At 70.9% G+C, this 21,592-nt stretch carries 19 protein-coding genes; 8 read left to right on the top strand and 11 right to left on the bottom strand.

From position 1 onward, the window contains the following. Positions 1–100 precede the first annotated feature (100 nt). The 3 genes from ACWPN5_RS12100 to ACWPN5_RS12110 all read right to left on the bottom strand — a co-directional run bounded on the left by ACWPN5_RS12100 (position 101) and on the right by ACWPN5_RS12110 (position 5,898). Positions 101–2,677, bottom strand: coding sequence for an SUMF1/EgtB/PvdO family nonheme iron enzyme (locus ACWPN5_RS12100; RefSeq protein ID WP_492295532.1), 2,577 nt, complete (start codon positions 2,675–2,677; stop codon positions 101–103). 144 nt (positions 2,678–2,821) lie between these two features. Beyond that, positions 2,822–4,633, bottom strand: a complete 1,812-nt coding sequence (locus tag ACWPN5_RS12105; RefSeq protein WP_492296381.1) for a CHASE2 domain-containing protein — start codon at positions 4,631–4,633, stop codon at positions 2,822–2,824. 83 nt (positions 4,634–4,716) lie between these two features. Then, positions 4,717–5,898 carry a DUF4384 domain-containing protein gene (locus tag ACWPN5_RS12110; protein ID WP_492295534.1) on the bottom strand — a complete coding sequence of 394 codons (1,182 nt, stop codon included), beginning with the start codon at positions 5,896–5,898 and terminating at the stop codon, positions 4,717–4,719. Positions 5,899–6,254: 356 nt separating this feature from the next. On the opposite strand from ACWPN5_RS12110, the gene ACWPN5_RS12115 reads away from it, so the two are divergent. Next, the gene (locus tag ACWPN5_RS12115) at positions 6,255–6,491 is read left to right on the top strand and encodes a DUF1150 family protein (protein ID WP_145686871.1); all 237 of its coding nucleotides are present in this window, start codon (positions 6,255–6,257) and stop codon (positions 6,489–6,491) included. Between the two features lie 157 nt (positions 6,492–6,648). On the opposite strand, the gene ACWPN5_RS12120 is transcribed toward ACWPN5_RS12115, so the two are convergent. The 5 genes from ACWPN5_RS12120 to ACWPN5_RS12140 all read right to left on the bottom strand — a co-directional run bounded on the left by ACWPN5_RS12120 (position 6,649) and on the right by ACWPN5_RS12140 (position 10,638). Next, complete coding sequence (locus ACWPN5_RS12120) at positions 6,649–6,975, bottom strand: hypothetical protein (protein WP_145686872.1); 327 nt, start codon at positions 6,973–6,975, stop codon at positions 6,649–6,651. Positions 6,976–6,999: 24 nt separating this feature from the next. Further along, positions 7,000–7,869, bottom strand: a complete 870-nt coding sequence (locus ACWPN5_RS12125) for an OmpA family protein (RefSeq protein WP_492295536.1) — start codon at positions 7,867–7,869, stop codon at positions 7,000–7,002. A gap of 115 nt (positions 7,870–7,984) precedes the next feature. Continuing rightward, positions 7,985–9,517: a DUF4384 domain-containing protein gene (locus ACWPN5_RS12130; RefSeq protein ID WP_247888361.1), complete on the bottom strand. Its 1,533-nt coding sequence runs from the start codon at positions 9,515–9,517 to the stop codon at positions 7,985–7,987. Positions 9,518–9,584: 67 nt separating this feature from the next. Continuing rightward, positions 9,585–10,163, bottom strand: coding sequence for a DUF4399 domain-containing protein (locus ACWPN5_RS12135; protein WP_247888362.1), 579 nt, complete (start codon positions 10,161–10,163; stop codon positions 9,585–9,587). 22 nt (positions 10,164–10,185) lie between these two features. Continuing rightward, positions 10,186–10,638: a DUF4399 domain-containing protein gene (locus ACWPN5_RS12140; RefSeq protein ID WP_492295539.1), complete on the bottom strand. Its 453-nt coding sequence runs from the start codon at positions 10,636–10,638 to the stop codon at positions 10,186–10,188. Positions 10,639–10,884: 246 nt separating this feature from the next. Between ACWPN5_RS12140 and ACWPN5_RS12145 the strand changes: the two genes are divergently transcribed. Then, a complete protein-coding gene (locus ACWPN5_RS12145) occupies positions 10,885–12,351 on the top strand; it encodes a cyclic nucleotide-binding domain-containing protein (protein ID WP_492295541.1) in 1,467 nt (488 codons plus the stop codon). A gap of 1 nt (position 12,352) precedes the next feature. On the opposite strand, the gene ACWPN5_RS12150 is transcribed toward ACWPN5_RS12145, so the two are convergent. Together ACWPN5_RS12150 and ACWPN5_RS12155 are read right to left on the bottom strand one after the other, a co-directional pair. Further along, complete coding sequence (locus ACWPN5_RS12150) at positions 12,353–13,522, bottom strand: DUF2336 domain-containing protein (protein WP_200479651.1); 1,170 nt, start codon at positions 13,520–13,522, stop codon at positions 12,353–12,355. Between the two features lie 31 nt (positions 13,523–13,553). Then, on the bottom strand, positions 13,554–14,099 hold the full coding sequence (locus ACWPN5_RS12155; RefSeq protein WP_200479650.1) for a MarR family winged helix-turn-helix transcriptional regulator: 546 nt from the start codon (positions 14,097–14,099) through the stop codon (positions 13,554–13,556). A gap of 282 nt (positions 14,100–14,381) precedes the next feature. Between ACWPN5_RS12155 and ACWPN5_RS12160 the strand changes: the two genes are divergently transcribed. From ACWPN5_RS12160 to pdeM, 6 genes are all read left to right on the top strand, one after another. Beyond that, positions 14,382–15,365, top strand: coding sequence for an alpha/beta fold hydrolase (locus tag ACWPN5_RS12160; RefSeq protein WP_492295544.1), 984 nt, complete (start codon positions 14,382–14,384; stop codon positions 15,363–15,365). A 156-nt stretch (positions 15,366–15,521) separates the two neighbouring features. Beyond that, positions 15,522–15,854: a hypothetical protein gene (locus ACWPN5_RS12165; protein ID WP_247883222.1), complete on the top strand. Its 333-nt coding sequence runs from the start codon at positions 15,522–15,524 to the stop codon at positions 15,852–15,854. A gap of 171 nt (positions 15,855–16,025) precedes the next feature. Then, on the top strand, positions 16,026–16,352 hold the full coding sequence (locus ACWPN5_RS12170; RefSeq protein ID WP_492295546.1) for a hypothetical protein: 327 nt from the start codon (positions 16,026–16,028) through the stop codon (positions 16,350–16,352). A gap of 2 nt (positions 16,353–16,354) precedes the next feature. Continuing rightward, positions 16,355–17,194: a class I SAM-dependent methyltransferase gene (locus ACWPN5_RS12175; RefSeq protein WP_492295548.1), complete on the top strand. Its 840-nt coding sequence runs from the start codon at positions 16,355–16,357 to the stop codon at positions 17,192–17,194. A 458-nt stretch (positions 17,195–17,652) separates the two neighbouring features. Further along, entirely contained in the window at positions 17,653–20,121 is a 2,469-nt protein-coding gene (locus tag ACWPN5_RS12180; RefSeq protein ID WP_492295550.1) for a ligase-associated DNA damage response DEXH box helicase, read from the top strand. Next, a complete protein-coding gene (gene pdeM, locus ACWPN5_RS12185; RefSeq protein WP_492295552.1) occupies positions 20,121–20,810 on the top strand; it encodes a ligase-associated DNA damage response endonuclease PdeM in 690 nt (229 codons plus the stop codon). The genes ACWPN5_RS12180 and pdeM overlap by 1 nt, the downstream gene beginning before the upstream one ends. A 103-nt stretch (positions 20,811–20,913) precedes the next feature. Here pdeM and ACWPN5_RS12190 read toward each other — a convergent pair whose 3' ends face one another. Then, a complete protein-coding gene (locus ACWPN5_RS12190; protein WP_145686892.1) occupies positions 20,914–21,402 on the bottom strand; it encodes a fasciclin domain-containing protein in 489 nt (162 codons plus the stop codon). Between the last annotated feature and the right edge of the window lie 190 nt (positions 21,403–21,592).

Consider the following 21,592-nt stretch of genomic DNA (forward strand, 5'->3'; position numbering starts at 1 on the left):
CCCCCGCTGCGCGGGAGAGGGTGCCTTCTGCGAAGCGTCATCCCCTCCCCTGCGTTAGCGGGGGAGGGTTAGGGAGGGGGCCCGACCCAACCACTCCCCCTCAATTTAACTCCCGCAACACCCGCACCCCGTTGTTCAGGTACCGCACGTCGGGATCGTAGAACAGCCGCGCCGTATCGGTGATGTCAGCCAGGCCGCCCCGCCAGGACCCGCCGCGCAGCACGCGCTCGCGGCAGTTGGCGGACGTCCAGGCGCTGCCGTCCGTCGGCGCGCCCGCATAGTCGGCGTGCCAGCAGTCGGCGACCCACTCCGCCACGCCGCCGTTCATGTCGTGGAGGCCGAAGGGGTTCGGCTTGTAGCTGCCGACCGAGGCGGGGGTCAGCCGCTCCTGCGCGCCGCCGCAGTCCTTGCAATTGGCGAGCGTCCCCGTCTGCCCGTCCCACCAGTAGCGGCCCGTCGTGCCGCCGCGCGCCGCGTACTCCCATTCGGCTTCGGACGGCAGACGGTAGCGTTGGCCGGTCTTCTGGCTCAGCCACTTCGCGTAGGCCTGGGCTTCCAGCCAGGAGATGTTGTGGATCGGGGTGCTGTCGGTGGGCTTGGTCATGCGCGGCATGCCGCCGGTGCAGCCGCCGCCCTCGACGCAGGCGCGCCACTCGGCCACCGTCACCTCGTAGGCGCCGAGCGCGAAGGGCTTGGCGATGGTTACCTTGTGCACCGGACGTTCGGAGCGGTCGCCCTGGTCACTGCCCATGCTGAAGCTGCCGGGCGCGATGCGCACCATCACCGGGCAGTCCGGGCAGTCCTGGAAGCTGGCCGACTTGCTGTGGTTGCGCACCGCGCTGTTCCCGTTGCCGGCCGGGGGTGCTGCCGCCACCTGCTCCGGCGCGGGCGCCGGCTGCGGCGGGGCCGGTGGGGGCGGTGCCGCCGCCTCGACGGCTGGAGCCTGGGCCGGGCGCGAAACCGAAGGAGGCGCTGGTTTTGTCGAAGGCGGCGGGGCCGCTGACGCGACCTCCGGCGGCTTGGCGGCGGGGGTGAGCGCACCCAGCTTCTCGCGCGCCGGCTTGGCGTAGGCGCCGCTGCCGAACAGGCGCAGGAATGCCTCGAAGTCGGCGGGCTCGCGGCTGCCCTTGACCATCTGCCACAGCGATTCCTCAAGCGCCGGAGCGGCCGGGGCGGCACCCGGCGGGGCGATCTCCAGCGTCACACTGCCGGTGGCCTTGCCGCCCTTGCCGTCCTCCACCTGATAGGTGAAGGCGCCGGCGGCGCCCGCCCGCTCCTGCTCCGGGTCGAAGGTCAGCCGGGTCAGTCCCTCGGCCGGCAGGCGGTCGCCGGGGCGGATCAGGGTGGCGCCGTCGCGCACCTTGCCGCGGTCGGGCACGGCGGTGACGGTGATGGTCAGCGGGTCGCCGTCGGGGTCCACCGGCGCCTCGATGGCCAGGGGATTCGGCAGGGCGCGGACGGTGCGCGCGCCGGCGACGACCGGCGGGCGGTTGCTTGGCTTGATGGTGATCGCGACACCGCCCCGCACCACGCCGCCCCGCCCGTCCATGATCGCGAAGTCGAAGCGCCCGGCGTCGCCCACCACCGTCGCGTCCGGCTTGAAGCTGGTGGCGGCGAGCTGCTCCACGGTCAGGTAGTCGCCGATCAGCACGATGCGGTCGCCGATGCGCACGCTGCCGCCGCGCGGCAGGCCGGAAATCTGGGCGAAGAGCTGGTCGTCGTCGGGATCGGTCGGGCGCCCGATGCGCAGCGGCTCGGCGTCGGCGCGGTCGGACAGCTCCAGCGGGCGGATCTCGCCGAGCACCGGCGGGCGGTTCGGCGGGCGCGGGTTGAAGTAGAAGGGCGCCGCCCCCAGCGAACCAAAAATGTAGGGCTCCTGCCGCCCGTTGGTCGCCTGCCGCACGGTGTCGCGCACGTTGCGGAAGAACAGGCTCAGCTCCAGCCCCGGCGTTTGGAGGTGCTGGAGCAATGCGTCGGTGTAGGGGCTGTGGTCGCCCTGCCCGTCCTCGGCCAACTGGTCGGCGCGGGTGGCCATGGCGACCAGCGTGTCGCTGGGCGTGTCGTCGACGCGGGCGAAGCCGTAATTGACCTGGATGCGGTTCTGCCCGGCCTGCTTCAGCCGGTCGACGAAAGGGTTGTTGCGGCAGGAATCGAGCATCAGGATGCCCAGCTTGCGCGCCTGCGACAGCTCGCCCATCATCAGGTTCAGCGGCATCGCCTCGTAGACGAGGTCGCGCTCGCGCTCCAGCTTGGCGTCGGCCGGAACGATGTAGTTGTTGCCGCCCACCTGGATGCCGTGCCCGGCGTAGAAGATCACCGCCACGTCGGCCTGCGAGGCGCGGATGCCGAAGTCCCGCAGCGCCCGCTCGAAGCCGCGGTTGTCCATGTCGAACTTCTCATCCACGTCAAACTGCAGCTTGCGCAGGGCCTCGGCGATGGCCTTGGCGTCGTTCACCGGGTTCTGGAGCTCGGGGGCGAATTCGTACTTGCCGATGCCGACGACCAGCGCGATGCGCTTCTCCGGGGACTGGGAGGCCTGGGGCGGCGGCGATTGCGGAGGAGAGGATTGGGCGAACGCCCTTGGTGCCCAGCCGAGAAGCCCCAGCAACAGCAGGACGAAGGCGAGCGACCACAGGTCCCTGCCCAAACGTTGCTGCGTCAAGGGTCCGTCAAACATCGGCCGGCTCCATGGTGGGAAGGCGGTTGCGCACCCCATACCCGGCACCCTTCGGCATAAAATTGCCGTTCTCCCCAGCTTAATATTTCGATTCCTGCGCACCAAGCGTTCATTCAGCCTAATCCCGAATACGGAGAAGGGCGGTCACTCCCCGGCCTCCGCCGCGGGCCGCACCTCCTCCCCCTCGCGGTCGAGGACCAGCCAGGCGCGGACCGCCTTGCGCTTGCCCTTCAGCGCCATCTCACCGACCGGCAGCCCGGCCACCGTGCCCTGCACCGCCGTCCAGGTCGGTTCCCCGATGACGATCCGGCAATGGGGGGAGGAGCGCATGTCGACCGTCTTGCCCAGCGCCTCCAGCCGGGCCGCCGTGTTGGCGGTGTCGCCGAGCAGCGAATATTCCATGTGCCGCAGCCCGCCCAGGCTGCCCGCCACCAGCGGACCGGTGTGGATGCCGACGCGGATGCCGATGGCCGGCAACCCCTCCGCCTGCCAGCGCTTGTTCAGCTCCCGAAGCTCCCGCCCCATCTGGATGGCACAGCGCACGGCGCGCTCGGCGTCGGCGTCAATCTCCGCCTGGGTGGTGCGGGCGACGGGGGCGCCGAAGACCGCCAGGATGGCGTCGCCGATGAAGCGCAGCACGATCCCGTCATGCGCCGCCACCACCCGCACCATGGCGTCGAGATAGCCCTCCAGCCAGAGGATCAGCGGTTCCGGCTCCAGCGCCTCGCAGACGGTGGTGAAGCCTTCGATGTCGGAGAAGAAGACGGTGGCGGTCAGCTCCTGCGGGCGGGGCCTCCCGCCGGCCAGGAAGGTCGCGCGCTCCCGCCAGATCTCGTCGGCGACGGGCTGGGAGACGTGGTTGGCGAACAGCTGCATCAGGCTGCGGCGGTCGGTGCGCTCCTTCAGCGACAGATGCGCGGTCATCACCGCGATGCCGCCCAGCCACGCGGCGGACGGCGCCATCATCGCCACCAGCGGTCCGCCCTGGGCGAACAGCGCCAGCGCCGCCGCCCACAGGCCAAGCAGCCCGAGCAGGCTGGCCGGCACCAGCAGCCACACCGGCCAGCCGGCCGCCGCCAGCGCCACCCCCGCGGCGCTCAACGCCAGCACCAGCGCGACCATCCAGCCGTCGGACAGGTCGCGGCTGGTCCGCCCGTCGAGGATCTGGGCCAGCGCGTGGGCCTGGATCTCCACCCCCGGCGTGGACAGGCCGGCGACCGACAGCGGCGTGCGGTGCTGGTCGACCCCGACCAGGACGGTGCCGACCACGGCGATCCGCCCGGCCAGCCAGCCGCGCGGCAGCAGCCCCACCATGTCCGCCGGATAGGCCGGGAAGGGCTGCGCGTCCGGCGACGGGCGGGCGTGCCAGTCGATGCGGAAGGGCTCCACCGGGACCTCCCCCCCGGCCGCCCCTCCGGCGACCTGGGCCAGCCGCGCCGGGAAGCTGGGCAGCCCGTCCGGCCCGCGCGGCACATGCCAGCGCACCGTGCCGTCCAGCCGGTCCTTGGCGAGGTTGGCGTGACCGTGCGGGATGCCGTCGAGAAAGCGCCCGAGGTAGCGGCGCTGCTCCTCGGTCAGCGGCGTGTCGCCGAGCGCGGTGATGGCGACCACCGGCACCGTGGCGCGTTGGATGCGCTGGCGCAGCCGCTCGTCGAGCGCCGGCAGGGTCGGCTGGTCGAACAGGATGTCCAGCCCGATCGCCCGCACCCCCGCCGCCTCCAGCGTCCCCACCAGATCGGCGAGGAAGCCGCGGTCCACCGGCGACCGGCAGGCCAGCGTGGCGAACAGGTCCTCCCCCAGCGTGACCAGCACGATGCCGGGATGCTGCGGGGCGGGCGGCGTGAAGTAGGCGATGGCGAGGTCGCGGAAGCTCTCGTCGGCGGAGCGCAGGGGCGGCACCAGCCGGGTCAGCCCCAGCGCCGCCGCCGACACGCCGGCCACCGCGGCCAAGCCCACCAACCCCTTGGCCAGTCCTTTGACGAGCCACGGGGCTTTCGCCCCGCTTGGCCTGCCCCCCGATGTCCCCAACGGCGGCGCCCTCACTCCACGCGCAGGATCACCTGCGCCATCACCAGTTCGGTCTGCTTCAGCGAGGCGAGCGTCCGCTCCAGCCGGGCCGCCGCCTCGTCGGTCAGCGGCCGGAAGGCGTCCTGCCGCCCCGGCAGATCGGCGCCGAGATCGCGCCCGGCGGCGAAGCAGCGCACCTCCTGGTCGGCGGACAGGCTCCCCGACCGCTCCGCCGCGCGCAGCGGCACCGGCATGCGGTCGCCGGCCAGCGTCAAGGTGCGGTGCCCCTCCACCAGCGAGCTGGCCGACGGTCCCGGCGGGTAGATCGGCGTCAGCTGGCCACGCGTGTTGCGCAGGTAGCAGTAGAGATGCGCGTCCCGGTTCGTCTGGAGCACCAGCGTCACCGCCTCCCCGGACCGATAGGTCGGGTAGAGGCCGCGATCGGTGGCGAGATAGAGATTCAGCGGCGCCACGCTGTCCCGCACCGGGTCGAGCAGGGCCGCCGCCTGTGCCGCGCAGCCGGCGCCGGCCAGCCGGACGGCCAGCTCCGCGCCCTGCCCCGCCGCGATCCCCTCGGCGGCGATCACCCGCAGGGTCAGGCTGTGGCGCACCCGCCCATCCGGCCCGGCGACGGAGACGGCGGTGCCGTCCGCCATCGGCAGCTCACGCGGCCAGGGCACCGCGGTCCCCTTGTCCCAGCGCAGCGTGGCGGCCTCGCGCCCCTCCGCGCGCAGGGTGGCCGGGATCAGCGCCGGGTCCGCGGGTTTGCGCAGCAAAACCGTGCCGCCGGACTTCACGCATTGGGTGCCGGGGCGACCGGGGTCGAGGGTGAAAACCTGCTCCTCCCCCTTCTGCATCGGGGTACCGACCGCGCGGGCCGCACCCAGGTCGGTCTGAAAGAATCGCTCGCCGCCGACGAGGCTGCCGACGCCGGTCCAGCCTGCGGCGTCGGGCATGCGGTCGAGCGGCCCGTCGAATGGCCCCTTCACCCGCAGCATGCGACCGTTGGCGAACAGGAACATGGCGTTGGCGCCGTCCGGCACGGTGACCGCCGCGCCGTCGGGGACCAGTTGCCCCTGCGCATAGCCAGGGGCGGTGGAGGCGACGACCACCGCCGGCTCCGCCGCCGCGCGGCCGGGCGTGACGCCGACCGCTCCGACGGCGGACAGCGTCAGGGCCGCCGCCACGAGTCCGCTCAGGGTCCTGTGCGCCATGCTGGCCTCCACCGGCGGGGATCGCGGAATCATTGGCGTTTCCCGGACGCCTGTCCAGGCGGCGAAGGGGGAAGGACGGGGTTGCGGACCCGGCCCAAAGAAGGGCGGACGCCGTGAACGGACGGGCATGGTCGGACCTCCGAAATGATGCGCGCCGGCCAAAATGCCGGCCCGTCGAGGCTAGACGGCGGAAGACGGCGGCCGCTGTGAGGTGCGGCACAAAGTTGCGCAGGAGTTGGCCCCCTTCCAACGTACTGAGTGTGGCGGGCTCCACAGCGCGGCCCGGTCCAGCCCTCTAGAGTGCCGGGCAGGACCGGCGCCCCGTTGGTCCGCCCCAGCGCCCGAGGAGACCGACCATGACCGACCGCCGCACCAAAGCCGACGCCGCCGAGGGCTTCGCCGCCGGGTTCGATGACCGCTTCGCCCGTCATGGAATCCTGGAGGTCGCCTATCTGCGGTCGGTGGAGGTCGACGGCCTGCCCGCCTACGCCGTGTATGCCGCGAACGGCACCTGCCTGTGGCTCGACACCGACCGCGCGTCGGCGGGGGCGACGCTTCAGGAGCATGGGATGGAACTGGTCAGCGTGCATTGAGGAGTCGGGGGCAAGGTGTTGCCCCCACCCTCCCCACTCCGTGGGTCCCCTCCCTCCCCCGCTTCGCAGGGGAGGGATTTTCTGTGCGTTCAACACCAATTCCCTCCCTCGCCGAAGGCGGGGGAGGGTCAGGGAGGGGGCAACACGTCCCCAATCATCAGCCCTTCGGGCTCAACAGGCACGACGTCCGGTTCCGCGTCACGATGGCGAGGCTGTTCTCCGGCTCGCCGGCCCGGCGGAAGCGCAGCGCGTTCAACTGGCTGGCGACGCTGAGCGACAGGACGTTCAGATCGCTCTCGTCGATGATCTTTTCGCCGTCCTGCCAGCACTGGATGCGCACACGGCCCTTGGGGACCCCGACGTCGAGGCCGCCGGGCTGCACGCCCGCGTCGCTGCTCTTCTTGCGGACCACCGTCGCGTCGGCGGCGCCCCCGACGAGGGGGAGCGCCGCGACCGCCACCAGGAGAAGGAGTTTCCGGACCATGGCGCGTCCTCCCTTCCCTCTCGATCACTGGATGGGCCGGAACTCGACGCGCCGGTTGCGGCTGTCGGTCGGGTCGGGGGTCAGCGGCTGGCTCTTGCCGAGGCCGGCGATGGCGATGCGCTGCGGCTCGATGTGATGGACGCGCACCAGATACTCGCCCACCGACACCGCCCGGCGCTCGGAGAGGGCGAGGTTATACTGCTCGCTTCCCACGGCGTCGGTGTGCCCTTCGATGACGAGGCGGAGCTGAGGGTCCTGCGACATCAGCCCACCGACCGCGTCGACGTAGGAATAGAACTCCTTCGGGACATCGGCGGAGTTGAAGGCGAAGTTGATGCGGAAGCCGAAACCGTTGGTCGGGCGGGTCTCCGCCGGGGTCTCCGGCGCGGAGAGGGTGGCCGGCTGCACGCCGTTGGAGCGGCGCGGCGCGGCCGGCGGCGGGGCGACCGGCGGGGCCGCGGCCTCCTGCACGGGCGCGCGCTTGGGCTTCGGCTGGGGCGCCGGTTCCGGCTGCGCCACCGGCGCGGTGGGCGGGCTGTAGCTCTGTTGCGGGGTCGCCTGCTGCTGAGCGGGCGCGCCGTAGTTCACACTGTCGGTCGGACGCGGGCGGTTGGCGCTGTTCATGCCGCCGCCGATGATCTCGATGCTGCGGGTGCGGATCTTCGGCTGCTCGGTGCCATCGGTCGGTGCCGGGCCGGGCTTCACCGCCTCGCGCAGCTCGTCCACGGTCGGCGGGCGCTCGAACATCATGACCCGGTTGCCGCCGGAGCCCTCGACGGTCTGCGCCCGCGCCGGGACCGCCATGCAGGCCAGGGCGATCATCGGCAGGGCCAGAGCGGGAAGCGCCACGCCGTTCAGCCGTCGGGCGATGGTCTTGGAGGTCGGTCGCGGCATCGGTGGTCTCCCATGAGTCGGCGCCATGATCTGGCGTGGTGTTCGGCTGCCCCCTTCTTTACCCCCGCCCCCGCCCCCGCGCTGTGAGCCGGCCCACAATCCCTATCCCAAACCCCTAACGTTGAGCCGACACGGCGGGCAGAACCTGCACGGCCATTTGCCGGCTGCGCACGTTGGTCCCCTGGATGCTGCCGTAGGCACCCACCACATCGGCCAGCGTGGCGCCGGGAATGGGCTGAAGATCCTCGGTCTTGTAGCGGTCGGCGATGCGCGTCCCGAGTTCGTCGGGGGAGACGACGCAGGCGATGGTCTCGGAGGCGCCGGGGCGGTCCATGCGCAGGTTGAAGGGCTTCTGCGCGCCCGGCGGGACCTCCACCTGCTGGTTGGCCTGGACGAAGCTGTCGGGCTGGAAGCGGTTGGGGAAGATGCGGGCCACCGATCCGGCGGCGTCCTGGTAGTAGCAGTAGACGAAGCCGTTGGCCGTCGGCTGCACCTTGACCACCAGGGCCTCCCCGGCGCGGTAGCGCGGCTGCGGCCCGCGGTCGGAGCTGAGGACCAGATCGGGCGGCGCTCCGGCCGGCGCCGGGGTGGCGCGCGGCAACCCCTCCCCGCCCGCGTTCGACACCGATTGCAGGCGCGGCGCCCCCGGCCCTTTTTGCCCGCTGGGCTGGGCGAGCATCCGCTGGTAGAGGTCGAAGTCGATGCGCCCCGTGGCGATCAGGTCGTTGTCCGCCTGATAGCGGGAAATCGCGTCGCGGGTGCGCTCGTCGAGCTGGCCGCTGTCCGGTCCGTCGTAATAGCCCTCGGACAGCAGCACGCGCTGGACATAGGCGACGCGCTGCGACGGCGCCATCCCGTCGAACCAGTCGCGCGCCTGCCCGGCGAAGGCCGGGTTGGTCTGGTCGATGCCCAGGCATTGCCAGTAGGGGGTGCGGGTCATCTTGCCCAGCACCTCGATCGTGCTGAGCTCGATCAGCGTGCGCACCGCCTGATGCAGCCCCTCGGACTTGTTGAGCGAGACGTTGAAGGACAGGCCGGCCTTGCCGATCACCGCCCCGGCGTCCGCCCCCTTGCCCGACGAGATGACGGCGAGCGAATTGCTGGCCGACAGGCCGGGGATGATCTGGCGGGTCGCCAACTCCCCGATGTTCAGGTCCACCGAGATCACCGACATCACCTGATCGGCGGAGATGCCCAGGTCGACGGTCGGCAGCGAGATGCCGGCGCTGGCCGCCTCGCTCACCACATTGTCGTCGAGCTGGGTGATGGCGCCGCGCACGTAGTAGGACGGCGCGCGGAAGTTGGGCTGCACCCCGATCATCCAGTAAAGCGCGTTCACGTCGTCCAGCGTCGGCTCGAAATCAACGAAGCGGAAGGCGTTCGACCGCTCCGACATGCGCGACACGGCGGTGATCAGCATTTCCTTGGTGCCGCCGGCCACCCGCCCCGTGGCGTCGGGGATGCCGTTGGAGGTGATGAAGATGTCGCGCTTGCCATGGTTCCACATCAGCGTGTCCATGCAGCGCAGCGCCTCGCTGAAGTTGGACACGGTGCGCACGGGCGGGGTCTTCGGCTTCTGGACCAGGGTCGCCTGCTCGCCCGAGGTGACGCAGGCTCCCAGCAGCAGGAGCGATGCGGCGGCCGCCACCCTCGCGAAACCGGTGCGCCGGACACTTCCAACGGCCTCAAATCCCATGGCCTCACTCCCTGGACGTTCAGCGGGCCGACACGCGCGGGCCGTCGCCGCCCGGACGCACGGTGATGGTGATCTTCTTGGACAGGATCGGCGGGTCGTGCGGGATGTGCTCGGCATCGCCCATCAGGAGCTGGAGCGTGTGCCGGCCCGGCGGCAGTTCCAGATAGGTTTCCGTCTGGCCCTTGCCGAAGTGGATGTAGTTGCGGTTGTTGGGGATCGGCTCGTCCATCGGCGGCAAGTCGGCGTCGACCAGCAGGTGATGGTGGCCGGTCTTCTCCCGCCGCACCCCCGCCGGAGCGACGCCGAAGTTGCGCAGCCCGAACCACACCTTGAAGCGGCCCTTCACCACTTCGCCGTCATTCGGCCAGCCGATGTAGAGATAGGCGTCCTTCGGCGCCGCCGTCCGCCCGGACTTCGCCGCGTCGGGGGTGGAGGGCGTGCTTTCGTGCTCGTGCCCCGGGCTGGCCGGCTGCGGCGTGTTGGTGGTGTCCGACAGCGGCTTGTCGAGCGGGTCGGCCTCCGGCGACGACTGCGCGGCCAGCGGCCCGGCGGCGAGCAGGACGGCCAGAAGAACCGGGACGGCGGCGCTGCGCATCATGACGTCCTCCCTGTCGCGCTTCTTATTGCGGAACGATGATGGTGATCTTCTGCGACATGATCGGCGGGTCGTGCGGCACATGGTCGGCGTCGCCCAGGATCATCTGGAGCGTGTGCCGGCCCGGCGGCAGCTCCAGCCGGACCTCCGTCTGGCCGCCGCCGAAATGCAGCGACTGCTTGGTGTTCGGGATCGGTTCGTCGTAGGTGGCGAGATCGCTGTCCACCAGCAGGTGGTGGTGCCCGGTGTCCTCCTTGCGGATGCCCGCCGGGGCGATGCCCATGTTCTGCAGGCCCATGCGGACCCACAGCTTGCCGCCCGGAACGGTCGCCCCGTTGGACGGCCACATGATGTAGGCGCGCGCACCCTCCGGCGCCTTCTCCCGTCCATTCGCGCTCTGAGCATTCGCACCTTGGGCCAACGCCGCACCCGGCAACAGGAGCAGCGCGGCCGCCACGATCATGGCGGCATGAGGCATGGACACCTCGCTCTTCTGGCTCTTCTCTTTGGGAGTTTCAATCTTATGCTTGGTGGGCGGACAATGTTCGCGGTCTTTCGGTTCTCATCCTTTCTCTCCCCTCCCTCCGAATATTAAGGAGCGGAAGCGCGCCCTGGTCACCCCACTTTGCGCGAAGGGAAAGGCGCCGCCGCCTATTCCTATTTTGGGCTTGACGGTTCCGCCCGCGGTGCGAAGGTCACGGGGCCAGGAGGTTGCCGGTCCCGCATGCCCGATTCATCCCGCCTCGCCCCGCTTCCCGCCGGTCCCGGCGCCGCCCCGCCGCGCCTCGGCCTGCGCCATCTGCTGGCCCCGGCGCTGCTGACCCTCGGGGCGGCCGGTCTGGCGGGGCAGCGGTCCTGGCTGTCCGGCCACATCACTCCCTTCGCGGGCTCCATGGTCGCGGACACGCTGGCCTCGCTGCTCGCCGCGGTGGCGTGGCTGGGCGCGGCGTGGCTGGGGTCGCGGATCATCGACCTCGTGGTGGCGCGCAACGCCCGCGCCACGCCGATGCCGCGCCTGCTGACCGACCTGCTGCGCGCGCTGCTCTACGGGCTGGCGGTGCTCGGCATCCTGGCCTTCGTGCTGGGGCAGCCGGTGACCGGGCTGGTCGCCACCTCCGGCGTGGTCATCGCGGTGCTGGGCTTTGCGCTGCGCAACATGATCGCCGACATCTTCTCCGGCATCGCGCTGAACGTCGAGCATCCCTACCGTATCGGCGACTGGGTGGAGCTGACCCCCGGCGTCACCGGGCGGGTGGACGAGATCAACTGGCGGGCCACCCGGCTGGTCACGCTGGACGGCACGGCGCTGGTGGTGCCGAACGGGCTGGCCGCGGGCAACCGCATCACCAACTACAGCCAGCCCGGCAGCGGCTTCCGCGCCGGGGTGCCGGTGACCCTCGACGCCGAGGTGCCGGTGGCCCGCGCCAAGCGGATCATCCTGTCGGCCATCGTCTGCTGCGACGCCGTCCCCACCGAGCCGCGGCCCGACGTGGTGGTGGAGAGCATCACCTTGAACGGCGTCGCCTATCAGGCGCGCTTCTGGGTGGCCGACTATTCCCGGCTGGCGGCGACCCGCGACGCCGTGGCGACCACCATCCTGGAGCATCTGGCCCGGGCCGGGCTGGAGCCGGCCAGCCCCAAACAGGAGATGCGCCGCCGCCGCGCCGCGCCACCCGCCTGTTCGGCGAACGGTCTGGGGCGGGAGCTGCTGTCCCACGTCGACCTGTTCGCCGCCTTCCGCCCAGAGGAGATCGCGGAGCTGGCGTCGGGCATGCACCTGCGCCACGTCGCCGCCGGGGAGGCGGTGGTCCGCCAGGACGAGACCGGAACCTCCCTCTTCCTGGTGGCCGAGGGGGCGCTGGATGTGCGTGGGGCCTTCGGCGGTCGGACGCTTCTGCTCGACCACATGGGGCCGGGCGACGTGTTCGGCGAGATGTCGCTGCTGACCGGCCAGCCGCGCAGCGCGTCGGTGATCGCCAACACCGACGCCGTCGTCTACGAGCTGGACAAGCAAACGCTCGACCCCGTCCTGCGCCGCCGTCCGGAGCTGGCCGCCCGGCTGGCCGACCTGATGGGCCTGCGCCAGCGCCGCAACGACGCCCACCGCCGCGCCAGCGCTCCCGCCGCCGTCACCCAGACGACGACCGAGCACGATCTGCTCGCCCGCCTGAAGACGTTCTTCAGCTTGTGAGTCAGGTGTTCAGCGGGGAAAAGGGCATCCCCGCCTGCTCCAGCGCCTTCTCGATCACCTCCGCCGAGGTCTGGTCGAACAGCTGCAGCAGCAGGTCGTCGATCTCGCGGTCCTGGCTGTTGCCGCAGGCGTCGAACAGGGTGGCGATGGCCTCCGTCTGGAAACGCTCGCGCCCCTCGTCGCCGCCCCGGTAGTCCAGCGCCTTCGCCACCGCGATGGCGACGCGGAAGGGCTTCAGCAGGGTGAAGGACAGGCCGGCCTTGGCGAAAAGGCCCTTCAGCGCGTGCGGCCCGCCGTCCCAGGCGAGCTGACGGGCGTTCTCCGGCGGCAGGTTGGCGCGCACCGCCATCCCGGCGTCGAACAGCGCGATTTCCCCGGCGCACAGCGCGCGGAAGAGCAGCGGCGCCGACAGCCGTCCGCGGATCAGCAGGTGACGGGCAAGCAGCTCCACGTCCGCCTCGCGCGGGGTCAGCGGCTTCAGCAGGAGCAGGGTCACCGCCTCCCGCGCCCGCTCCACCAGGACGCCGATCAGGCGCGGGTTCAGCCGGTGGGTGCGGATCAGCCGGTTTCGGATCTCCTCCGACACGAAAAGGATCAGCTTCTCCACCACCGCCGCCGACAGGTCGGGGCGCGCCGCCACGGCCTCGTTCACCGTGGCGACGCCGCCCCAGCGGTCGAGCACGCTGTGCAGGGACGGTTCCGCGATGACGGCGCCGCGGTTGCGCAGAAGCTCGGTGATGACGATGACGTTGCCGTTGCGCACCAGCGCGTCGGACACCGCGGGCGAGACGGAGCGGCGCCCGGCGATGGCCAGCTCCTTCGCCGGGCGCCGTTCGCGCAGGATGTCCAAGAGCAAGCCTTCGCTGAGCTTTTCCGCGTGGCGCAGGATGGGGAAGGCCACCCGGTCGACGTCGCGGGCCAGCTTCTCCGCCAGTTGCTCGGTCAACAGGGAGGAGTTGTGGATCTGCCACGCCACCGCCTCGCGCACGGCGGTCACCGCGTCGGCGGCGAAGCGCTGCAGGATGTCCATGGCCAGCGCCCGTTCCGCCTCGGCGAGGTCCCCCGCCTCCAGGTCGCGCACCAGATGGGTCATGGTGTCGATGCGCGCCTGGGCGTCGGGGGCGGCCAGCAGGCGCTCGACATCCTTCTGGCTCAGGGACCGCTGTGACATGCGCTGGGTCTTCCGGAACGGACGCTCGGGATCAGTACTCCGGCGTATCGTAGCGGATCAGATCGCTCCATGCCCGCTCCAAACGGCGCAACGTGCGGTACGTCGTCTCCAGATCGGCGGCTTCCTCGTCGGTGCGGATCAGCGCCTCGCCCCGGACGGCCTCAAGCCCGCGCAGCGCCTCGCACAGCTTCAGGCCGCGCTCCGACAGGCGGAGCCGCGCCGTGCGGCGGTCGCGCTGCGAGGCGGAGCGGTCGACATAGCCCGCCTCCACCAGGTGCTTCAGGTTGTAGGAGGCGTTGGAGCCGAGATAGTAGCCGCGCTCCAGCAGGTCGCGCACCGACAGCTCCTCGCCGCCGATGTTGATCAGCATCAGGGCTTGGCCGGGGCTGAGGTCGTCGATGCCGATCCGCGCCAGCTCCATCCGCAGCACGTCCAGGAAACGACGGGTCATGCTCTCGATGATCCGGCCAAGGTCGGTGTAGACGGCGGGCAGCGACGCGCCCGCCGGGGCGGCGCCCTCCGGCGTGGCTCTCTCCGGCAGGGCTGGGGTCGGCTGCTGCTTGGCGGCGGCGCTCATCACGATACTCCCGCTTTGGAAAAAACCTTCATGGTATGGCGTGTGTCCAATTCCGAACGGTGGACGGTTCTCCCGTCCTTGTGTCCGCAGAATGATAAGATTTTAGTTTAATTTGTGGAAACAATGTTGAGACATGGCGGCCCTGCGCGCCGGAACCGCCCCAGCCACCTCCTGTTGCACCCCTGTCCCTGCAACCCCGAGGAGCCCGGCCATGCCCAAGCCCACACGCCGTTCCGACACGCCGCGCACCAATCCGTCAGCGCGTCGCCGGAGGGCCCGTTGATGCGCAGCGGCTTGGCCCTCACCGCCGGTCTGCTGGCCGGCCTGTGGCTGGACACCCGTCGGCGCACCAACCGGGCGGAGCGTGTGCACCCGCCGTCCGGGCATTTCATGAGCGTTGGCGACACCCGCCTGCATTACCTCGACCATGGTCCTGCAGACGGTGGGAGTCCCGCAGACGGTGGGGCGACGCCCATGGTGTTCCTGCACGGCAACGGAACCACCGCCGACGACTGGGCGCTGAGTCTTCTCGACAAGGCGGCACGCAACCGGCGCTGCGTCTGTTTCGACCGGCCCGGCCACGGCTACAGCGAGGCGACCCCGCGACGCGACGCCGGCCCCGCCGCCCAGGCCGCGCTGCTGCGCGCCGCCACCCGCAAGCTGGGGCTGGAGCGCCCCATCATCGTCGGCCATTCGCTGGCCGGAGCGGTCGCATTGGCCTGGGCGCTGGATTTTCCGGAGGAGATCGGCGGCTTGGTGATCCTGTCCGCCTTCACCCATCCGACCCCGCGGCTCGACTTCCTCCCCATGATGGGACCGGCCATTCCAGCGGCCGGGCCGCTGCTCAGCCACACCGTCCTGCCGCCGCTGGACCGGCTGATCCTGCCGGCGCTGATGCGCCGCATCTTCGAGCCGAACCCCGTGCCGCCCAGCTACGACGAACTGCCTCCCGACTTTCTGCTGCGCCCGACGCAGCTGGAGGCCGCGGCCGCCCAGCTCGCCGCGCTGATTCCCGGCGTGGCGGCGATGGCCCCGCGCTATTCCGAAATCCGCTGCCCGATGGCGGTCGTCGCGGGACGGGAGGACCGCATCGTCGATCCCCACGCCCACGCGGTGCAGCTGCACAACGCGGTGGCCGGGTCGACGCTGCATCTGCTGGCGGAAACCGGCCACATGCCGCACCACGCCCGTCCGGACGCGGTGATGGCCGCCATCGAGCGGGTGGAGCGGGCGATAAAGACCGTGCCGGCTCACGCGGCATCCTGAGTCGGTTCTCCTGATTCGGCGACCGGGGATTGCGACTCGAAAAAAGCGACTCGTGGCGACTCGGGTGAGGGATGGTTAACAGTTTGGTTACGATCCAAGCGCTAACCTTCGGCCATATCGCACACTTTCAGCGCCTCAAGGATTACGCCGATGTCCATGGCCGCCGACGTTGACACCATCGAACGCACGTCCATCGTCGCCTACACCCTCCTCAACGAGCTGCACGACGTGCTCGCTCTGCCCAAGGCGCCGGACGACGTGACGCTCGGCATCCTGATGGGGCTGTCCATGTTCATGGACGACAAGGTCGGTCCGATGCGCGCCAAGCGCCTGATGTCGGAGGCGCCGACCATCGTCCTGAAGACCGACGCCCACGTCACGTCGGACCAGATGCAGCGGATCATGCCGGTTCTGCGCGCCTTCGGCGACCATCTGAAGGACATGCGCGCCAAGGCCGCCGCCCGCCCGGTCGACGACACCGTCGCCTGACCCGCTGAACGCAACACCGTCTTCCCGAAAGGCCCGGCCGGCAACGGCTGGGCCTTTTGCCGTTCCGGCGCTTGGCTTGACCCGCTCGACATTTCATTGGATGCTGAAACCCTTCGTCCACCGGACGGTCGTTCCCGATGGTCCGGACGCAACGCAGGGGCGGCTTCGGCCATGGAACTGCCATCGGGGGATTGGGTCTGGGCCTTGGCCATCGCCGCCCTACTGACGGGCGCAACGGTCAGCGTCATCGTGCTCGCCGCCGTCGGCTCGATCCGTCGCAGCGTCAACGAGGGCGGCGCCCGCCAATCGCAGCAAATCCGCAAGCTTGCGGAGACCGTCGCCACCCTGAACGCCCAGCAGCAGACCGCCGAGGGCCGCGTCCAAGCCCTGACCGAGGCGAACCGCAAGCTGACGGAGGAGGTCGCGGCGCTGAACGAGCGGCTGCGCGACGCGGACTCCGCCCCCCGCATCACCGGCACCGCAAGGCTTCTCCACTGACCATGCCCGACTTGTCCTCCTGCCCCATCGACGGCGACGCCGAGCGCGCTCGCTGGACCGCCAGCGCCGACGCCTGGGACCGCTGGGCCGACCCGATGGCCGAGTTGGCCGACAAGCTGAACCAGCCCCTGCTCGACGCCGCCGGCGTGACGGCGGGCGACCGGGTGCTGGACCTCGCCTCCGGCGCCGGCGAACCGGCGCTGAGCGCCGCCCTCCGGACAGGTCCGAACGGGCTGGTGGTGGGCAGCGACCTCGTGCCCGGCATGATGGCCGGCGCCCGGCGCCGCGCCGCGGGGATCGCGGACGGGCCGCGCCCGGCCTTCGCCGCCGCCGACATGACCGCCCTGCCCTTCGCCGCGGCGAGCTTCGACCGGGCGACCTGCCGCTTCGGCATCATGTTCGTCCCCGACGTGGCGGCGGCCCTGGCCGAACTGCGCCGCGTGCTGCGCCCCGGCGGGCGGGCGGCCTTCATGGTCTGGGGGCCGCGCGCCGGCAACGCCCTGTTCGACACGGTGGGCGACGCCGTCGCCGCCCAGTTGGGCGAGGACCGCAGCCTGGACCCGCTGTTTCGCTTCGCCGCCCCCGGCCTTCTGGCGGAGGCCTTGCGCGCCGCCGGCTTCGCCACGGTGGGCGAGACCGACATCACTCCAGTCCGCAAGGCCGCCCAGGGCCAGCCCTTCTGGCGCGCCACGCTGGAGATGAGCTTCGGTCACCGCCTGCACACCCTCACCGCCGGACAGCGCGCCGAACTGGACGCCGAGGTGACCCGCCGCTTCGACGCGCAGGCCCAGGGCGGCACGATCCCCCTGCCCATCCACGTCCGCATCGTCACCGGCGCCTAATTCCCTCCCCTGCGTTAGCGGGAGAGGGTCAGGGTGGGGGCAAGCCCTCGCACCCCGACCACGCGCCCAAGTGCCGCAGCCGCCCCACCGAGCCCTATCCTCGGTTGACCGCGCACACGCATTCCTTTGGATGTTGCGTGCCGGCGGGCCCTACCCGTCCGGCATCCGAGAGGAGGTGATGCGCTTGAAAAGGTACCTGAAGTGGCTCCGACGCTTCTGGTTCCGGATGAAGTTCGAGTTCGAAGCGGGCTTCAACCAGGGCCACGATCGCTAAGGAACCAATGGGCGGGGTCGGGAAACCGGCTCCGCCTCCAGGAGACCGAAGGCGCATCACCTCCTTGCCTCCCAAAATACCACAGCCTCGAAAGCCGTCAACGGGACGCAAAAGCGCGGCCGTTCTTGCTCCGTTCGATTCGCGACACTATTCTTTCCGGTCTCAGCGAATCACCCGGTCCTTCATGCCCGACCTTCCCTCCCCCCTCCTCCCCGCCAATGTCCAGGGCTGGTTCCGGTCGCGGGGCTGGGCGCCGCACCCGCATCAGCTTGCCATGGTCGAGGCCGCCGCCGCCGGGGACAGCGCCCTGCTGATCGCCCCGACCGGCGGCGGCAAGACGCTGGCCGGCTTCCTGCCTTCGCTGATCGATCTGGCGGAGCGCCCGCGCGAGGGGCTGCACACGCTCTACATCTCCCCGCTGAAGGCGCTCGCGGTGGACATCCAGCGCAATCTGGAGGAACCCGTCGCCGAGATGCGGCTGCCCATCCGCACCGAAACCCGCACCGGCGACACGCCCGAATCCAAGCGGCGGCGGCAGCGGGCCAACCCGCCGCACATCCTGATGACCACGCCGGAAAGTCTGGCGCTGATGATCGCCTACGCCGACGCGGCGACGATCTTCCGGCACCTGCGCTGCGTCATCGTCGACGAGCTGCACGCTCTGGCCGGGACCAAGCGCGGCGACCTGCTGGCCCTCGGGCTGGCGCGGCTGGCGAAGCTGGCACCGCAGGCCCGACGGGTCGGGCTGTCGGCCACGGTGGCGGAGCCGGCCCAGCTGCTCGCCTGGCTGTCCAAGACCGGGCAGGCGGACGGCGGCGACGTGCGGCTGGTCTCCGGCCGGGCCGGCGCCTCCGCCGAGGTGGAGATCCTGACGACGCGCGAGCGGCTCCCCTGGTCCGGCCGCATGGCCATGCACGCGCTGAAAGAGGTCTACCAGCGCATCCGCGCCCACCGCACGACGCTGGTCTTCGTCAACACCCGCGCCCAGGCGGAGCTGGTCTTCCAGGAGCTCTGGCGCCGCAACGACGACAGCCTGCCCATCGCGCTCCATCACGGCTCGCTGGCGGCGGAGCAGCGGCGCAAGGTCGAGGCCGCCATGGCGGCGGGCAAGCTGCGGGCGGTGGTGGCGACCTCCTCGCTCGACCTCGGCATCGACTGGGCGGCGGTCGATCTGGTGGTGCAGATCGGCGCGCCGAAGGGGGCGAGCAGGCTGGTCCAGCGCATCGGCCGCGCCAACCACCGGCTGGACGAGCCGAGCCGCGCCCTGCTCGTCCCCGCCAACCGGTTCGAGGTGCTGGAATGCCGCGCCGCCCTGGACGCCGTGGCGGCCATGAGCCTGGACGGCGAGCGGCCCCGCCCCGGCGGGCTGGACGTGCTGGCCCAGCACATGCTCGGCATGGCCTGCGCGGAGCCCTTCCGGCCCGACGACCTGTACGACGAGGTGGTCCGCGCCGCCCCCTACGCCGGGCTGCCGCGGGACGAGTTCGACGACGTGCTGGACTTCGTGGCGACCGGTGGCTACGCGCTCGGCAATTACGAGCGCTTCCACCGCCTGAAACTGCGCGAGGACGGGCGCATGGCGGTGGCCGGGCCGGCGGTGGCGCGGCAATACCGCATGAACGTCGGCACCATCACGCAGGAGGCCATGCTGCGCGTGCGCCTGAGCCGCGGCCCGGTGCTGGGCGAGGTGGAGGAGCATTTCATCCAGGGACTCACCCCCGGCGACACCTTCGTCTTCGCCGGCCAGTTGCTGAAGTTCCTCGGCATCCGCGAGATGGAGGCACAGGTCGCGAAGGGCGGCACCGGGGAGCCGAAGGTCCCGGCCTACGCCGGCGGTCGGCTGCCGCTGACCACGGCGCTGGCCGACCGGGTGCGCGCCATGCTGGCCGACCCGGCGCAGTGGCCCGGCCTGCCGGAGGACGTGCAGGAATGGCTGCGGCTCCAGCGCTGGCGCTCCGTCCTGCCGACGCGCGACGGACTGCTGGTGGAGAGCTTCCCCAAGGCGGGCAAGCGCTTCCTCGTCGTCTACGCCTTCGAGGGGCGGAACGCGCACCAGACCCTGGGGATGCTGCTGACCCGGCGGATGGAGCGGATGGGCTGCGGACCGCTCGGCTTCGTCGCCACCGACTATGTGCTGGCGGTGTGGTCGCTGCGCACACCGAAGGACATGGACGGGCTGTTCGACCAGGACATGCTGGGCGACGATCTGGAAGCCTGGATGGACGAGTCCTCGATGCTGCGCCGGACCTTCCGCAACGTGGCGCTGATCACCGGGGTCATCGACCGCCGCCATCCCGGGCAGGAGAAGTCGGGGCGGCAGGTCACCTTCTCCTCCGATCTGATCTACGACGTGCTGCGCAAGCACGACCCCGGCCATGTGCTGCTGCGCGCCACCCGCGCCGACGCGGCAGGCGGGCTGACCGACGTGCGGCGCCTGTCGGATTTCCTGATCCGGGTGAAGGGCCGGATCACCCACAAGGACCTCGACCGCATTTCTCCCCTCGCCGTGCCGGTCATCCTGGAGATCGGGCGGGAGCGGGTGGACGGCTCCGCCACCGACGAGCTTCTGGAACAGGCCGCCGCCGATCTGGTGGCCGAGGCGATGCCGGAACTGGCGTCCGACGGTGACAGCCAAGGCCGCTTGACGCTGTGATGACCATGGACACGACGATGACCTTGCGGGGCGCCGCGCTGGCCCCCGATCCCTCAGGCGCGCTGGTCTGGCCGGCGGAGCGGACGCTGGTGGTCGCCGACCTGCATCTGGAGAAGGGCTCCGCCTTCGCGGCGCGCGGGCGGATGCTGCCGCCCTACGACACGCGGGCGACGCTCGGCCGGCTGGCGGAGCTGGTGGAGCGGCTGGCTCCGGAGCGGGTGATCTGCCTCGGCGACAGCTTCCACGACCGCCGCGCGGCGAGCCGCATGGAGGCGGGGGACGTGGCGCGGCTGCGCGACCTGACCGGGCGGGTGGCGGATTGGCTGTGGGTCACCGGCAACCACGACCCGGAGCCGCCGGGGGGGTTCGGCGGGCGCATCCTGGACGAGCTGGCGCTCGGCCCACTGACCTTCCGGCACGAGGCGGTGCCCGGCGCCGTGGGCGAGTTGTCGGGGCATCTGCACCCGGTGGCCGCCGTCGTCGTGCCGGGCCGGCGGGTGCGGGAGCGCTGCTTCGCCTTCGACGGGGTAAAGCTGATCCTGCCGGCCTTCGGCGCCTTCGCGGGCGGGCTGAACGTGCTGGATCCGGCGGTGTCCGGCCTGCTGGCGGCGCGGTTCGAGGTGCATCTGCTGGCCCGCGGCAAGGTCCACCGCTTCCCGCGCAGCCGCCTGTCCCCGGACAAGGCGTAAAAAGAAAAAGCCCGGAGAGTCGGGGAACTCTCCGGGCGAGTGGTCCTGCCGGAACCGGCGGTGAAACGTCCAGCAGGAGGGACCTCAATGAAAAAGCAGAACGTCAGTTCGGCATCATGACCGTGTCGATCACGTGGATGACGCCGTTGGACGCCATGATGTCGGGCTTCACGACCTTCGCGTTGTCCACCATCACGCCGCCCTTCGTCGCGTCGATATCCACGGTGGTGCCCTGCACGGTTTTCGGCGATGCCGTCTTGCCGGCGATATCGGCCGAAGTCACCTTGCCCGACACCACATGATAGGTGAGTACGGAGCGGAGCTTCTCACGGTTCTCCGGTTTCAGAAGATTTTCGACGGTGCCGGCGGGAAGCTTGGCGAAAGCCTCGTCGGTCGGGGCGAAGACGGTGAAGGGGCCAGTGCCCTTCAGCGTGTCCGCGAGGCCGGCGGCCTGGACGGCCTGGACCAGCGTCTTGAACTGGCCCGCCGCCACGGCAGTGTCCACGATGTCCGCCGCCTTTGCGGACATGGCGGCGAGGGACAGCGGCAGGGCGACGGTGGCGGCGGTCAGCAAGCGCGACAGGCGGGACATATGGTTTCCTCCGTTGATGGCGTCTCTTTCCTCCCCCGACCGTGGAACCGGCGCCGTCGGCCGCCGTGCCTCCGGCTCCACGTCGTGGCAGCGAAGGCGGAAATAGCGGTGCGGAAATCGCCGTCAATAGGATTTCCCCAGGAAAAATTTTCGCCGCCGTGGTGATCCGGAACAATCGGCGCCGCGTAGC

It is taken from the genome of Azospirillum sp. UENF 211521 (genome assembly GCF_058780535.1).

Bases quoted from the DNA above. Each gene is read 5' to 3' on its own strand.
- ACWPN5_RS12100 (WP_492295532.1), bottom strand. From the start codon at position 2,677: ATGTTTGACGGACCCTTGACGCAGCAACGTTTGGGCAGGGACCTGTGG.
- ACWPN5_RS12110 (WP_492295534.1), bottom strand. From the start codon at position 5,898: ATGGCGCACAGGACCCTGAGCGGACTCGTGGCGGCGGCCCTGACGCTG.
- ACWPN5_RS12115 (WP_145686871.1), top strand. From the start codon at position 6,255: ATGACCGACCGCCGCACCAAAGCCGACGCCGCCGAGGGCTTCGCCGCC.
- ACWPN5_RS12120 (WP_145686872.1), bottom strand. From the start codon at position 6,975: ATGGTCCGGAAACTCCTTCTCCTGGTGGCGGTCGCGGCGCTCCCCCTC.
- ACWPN5_RS12125 (WP_492295536.1), bottom strand. From the start codon at position 7,869: ATGCCGCGACCGACCTCCAAGACCATCGCCCGACGGCTGAACGGCGTG.
- ACWPN5_RS12135 (WP_247888362.1), bottom strand. From the start codon at position 10,163: ATGATGCGCAGCGCCGCCGTCCCGGTTCTTCTGGCCGTCCTGCTCGCC.
- ACWPN5_RS12140 (WP_492295539.1), bottom strand. From the start codon at position 10,638: ATGCCTCATGCCGCCATGATCGTGGCGGCCGCGCTGCTCCTGTTGCCG.
- ACWPN5_RS12145 (WP_492295541.1), top strand. From the start codon at position 10,885: ATGCCCGATTCATCCCGCCTCGCCCCGCTTCCCGCCGGTCCCGGCGCC.
- ACWPN5_RS12150 (WP_200479651.1), bottom strand. From the start codon at position 13,522: ATGTCACAGCGGTCCCTGAGCCAGAAGGATGTCGAGCGCCTGCTGGCC.
- ACWPN5_RS12155 (WP_200479650.1), bottom strand. From the start codon at position 14,099: ATGAGCGCCGCCGCCAAGCAGCAGCCGACCCCAGCCCTGCCGGAGAGA.
- ACWPN5_RS12160 (WP_492295544.1), top strand. From the start codon at position 14,382: ATGCGCAGCGGCTTGGCCCTCACCGCCGGTCTGCTGGCCGGCCTGTGG.
- ACWPN5_RS12165 (WP_247883222.1), top strand. From the start codon at position 15,522: ATGGCCGCCGACGTTGACACCATCGAACGCACGTCCATCGTCGCCTAC.
- ACWPN5_RS12170 (WP_492295546.1), top strand. From the start codon at position 16,026: ATGGAACTGCCATCGGGGGATTGGGTCTGGGCCTTGGCCATCGCCGCC.
- ACWPN5_RS12175 (WP_492295548.1), top strand. From the start codon at position 16,355: ATGCCCGACTTGTCCTCCTGCCCCATCGACGGCGACGCCGAGCGCGCT.
- ACWPN5_RS12180 (WP_492295550.1), top strand. From the start codon at position 17,653: ATGCCCGACCTTCCCTCCCCCCTCCTCCCCGCCAATGTCCAGGGCTGG.
- pdeM (WP_492295552.1), top strand. From the start codon at position 20,121: ATGACCATGGACACGACGATGACCTTGCGGGGCGCCGCGCTGGCCCCC.
- ACWPN5_RS12190 (WP_145686892.1), bottom strand. From the start codon at position 21,402: ATGTCCCGCCTGTCGCGCTTGCTGACCGCCGCCACCGTCGCCCTGCCG.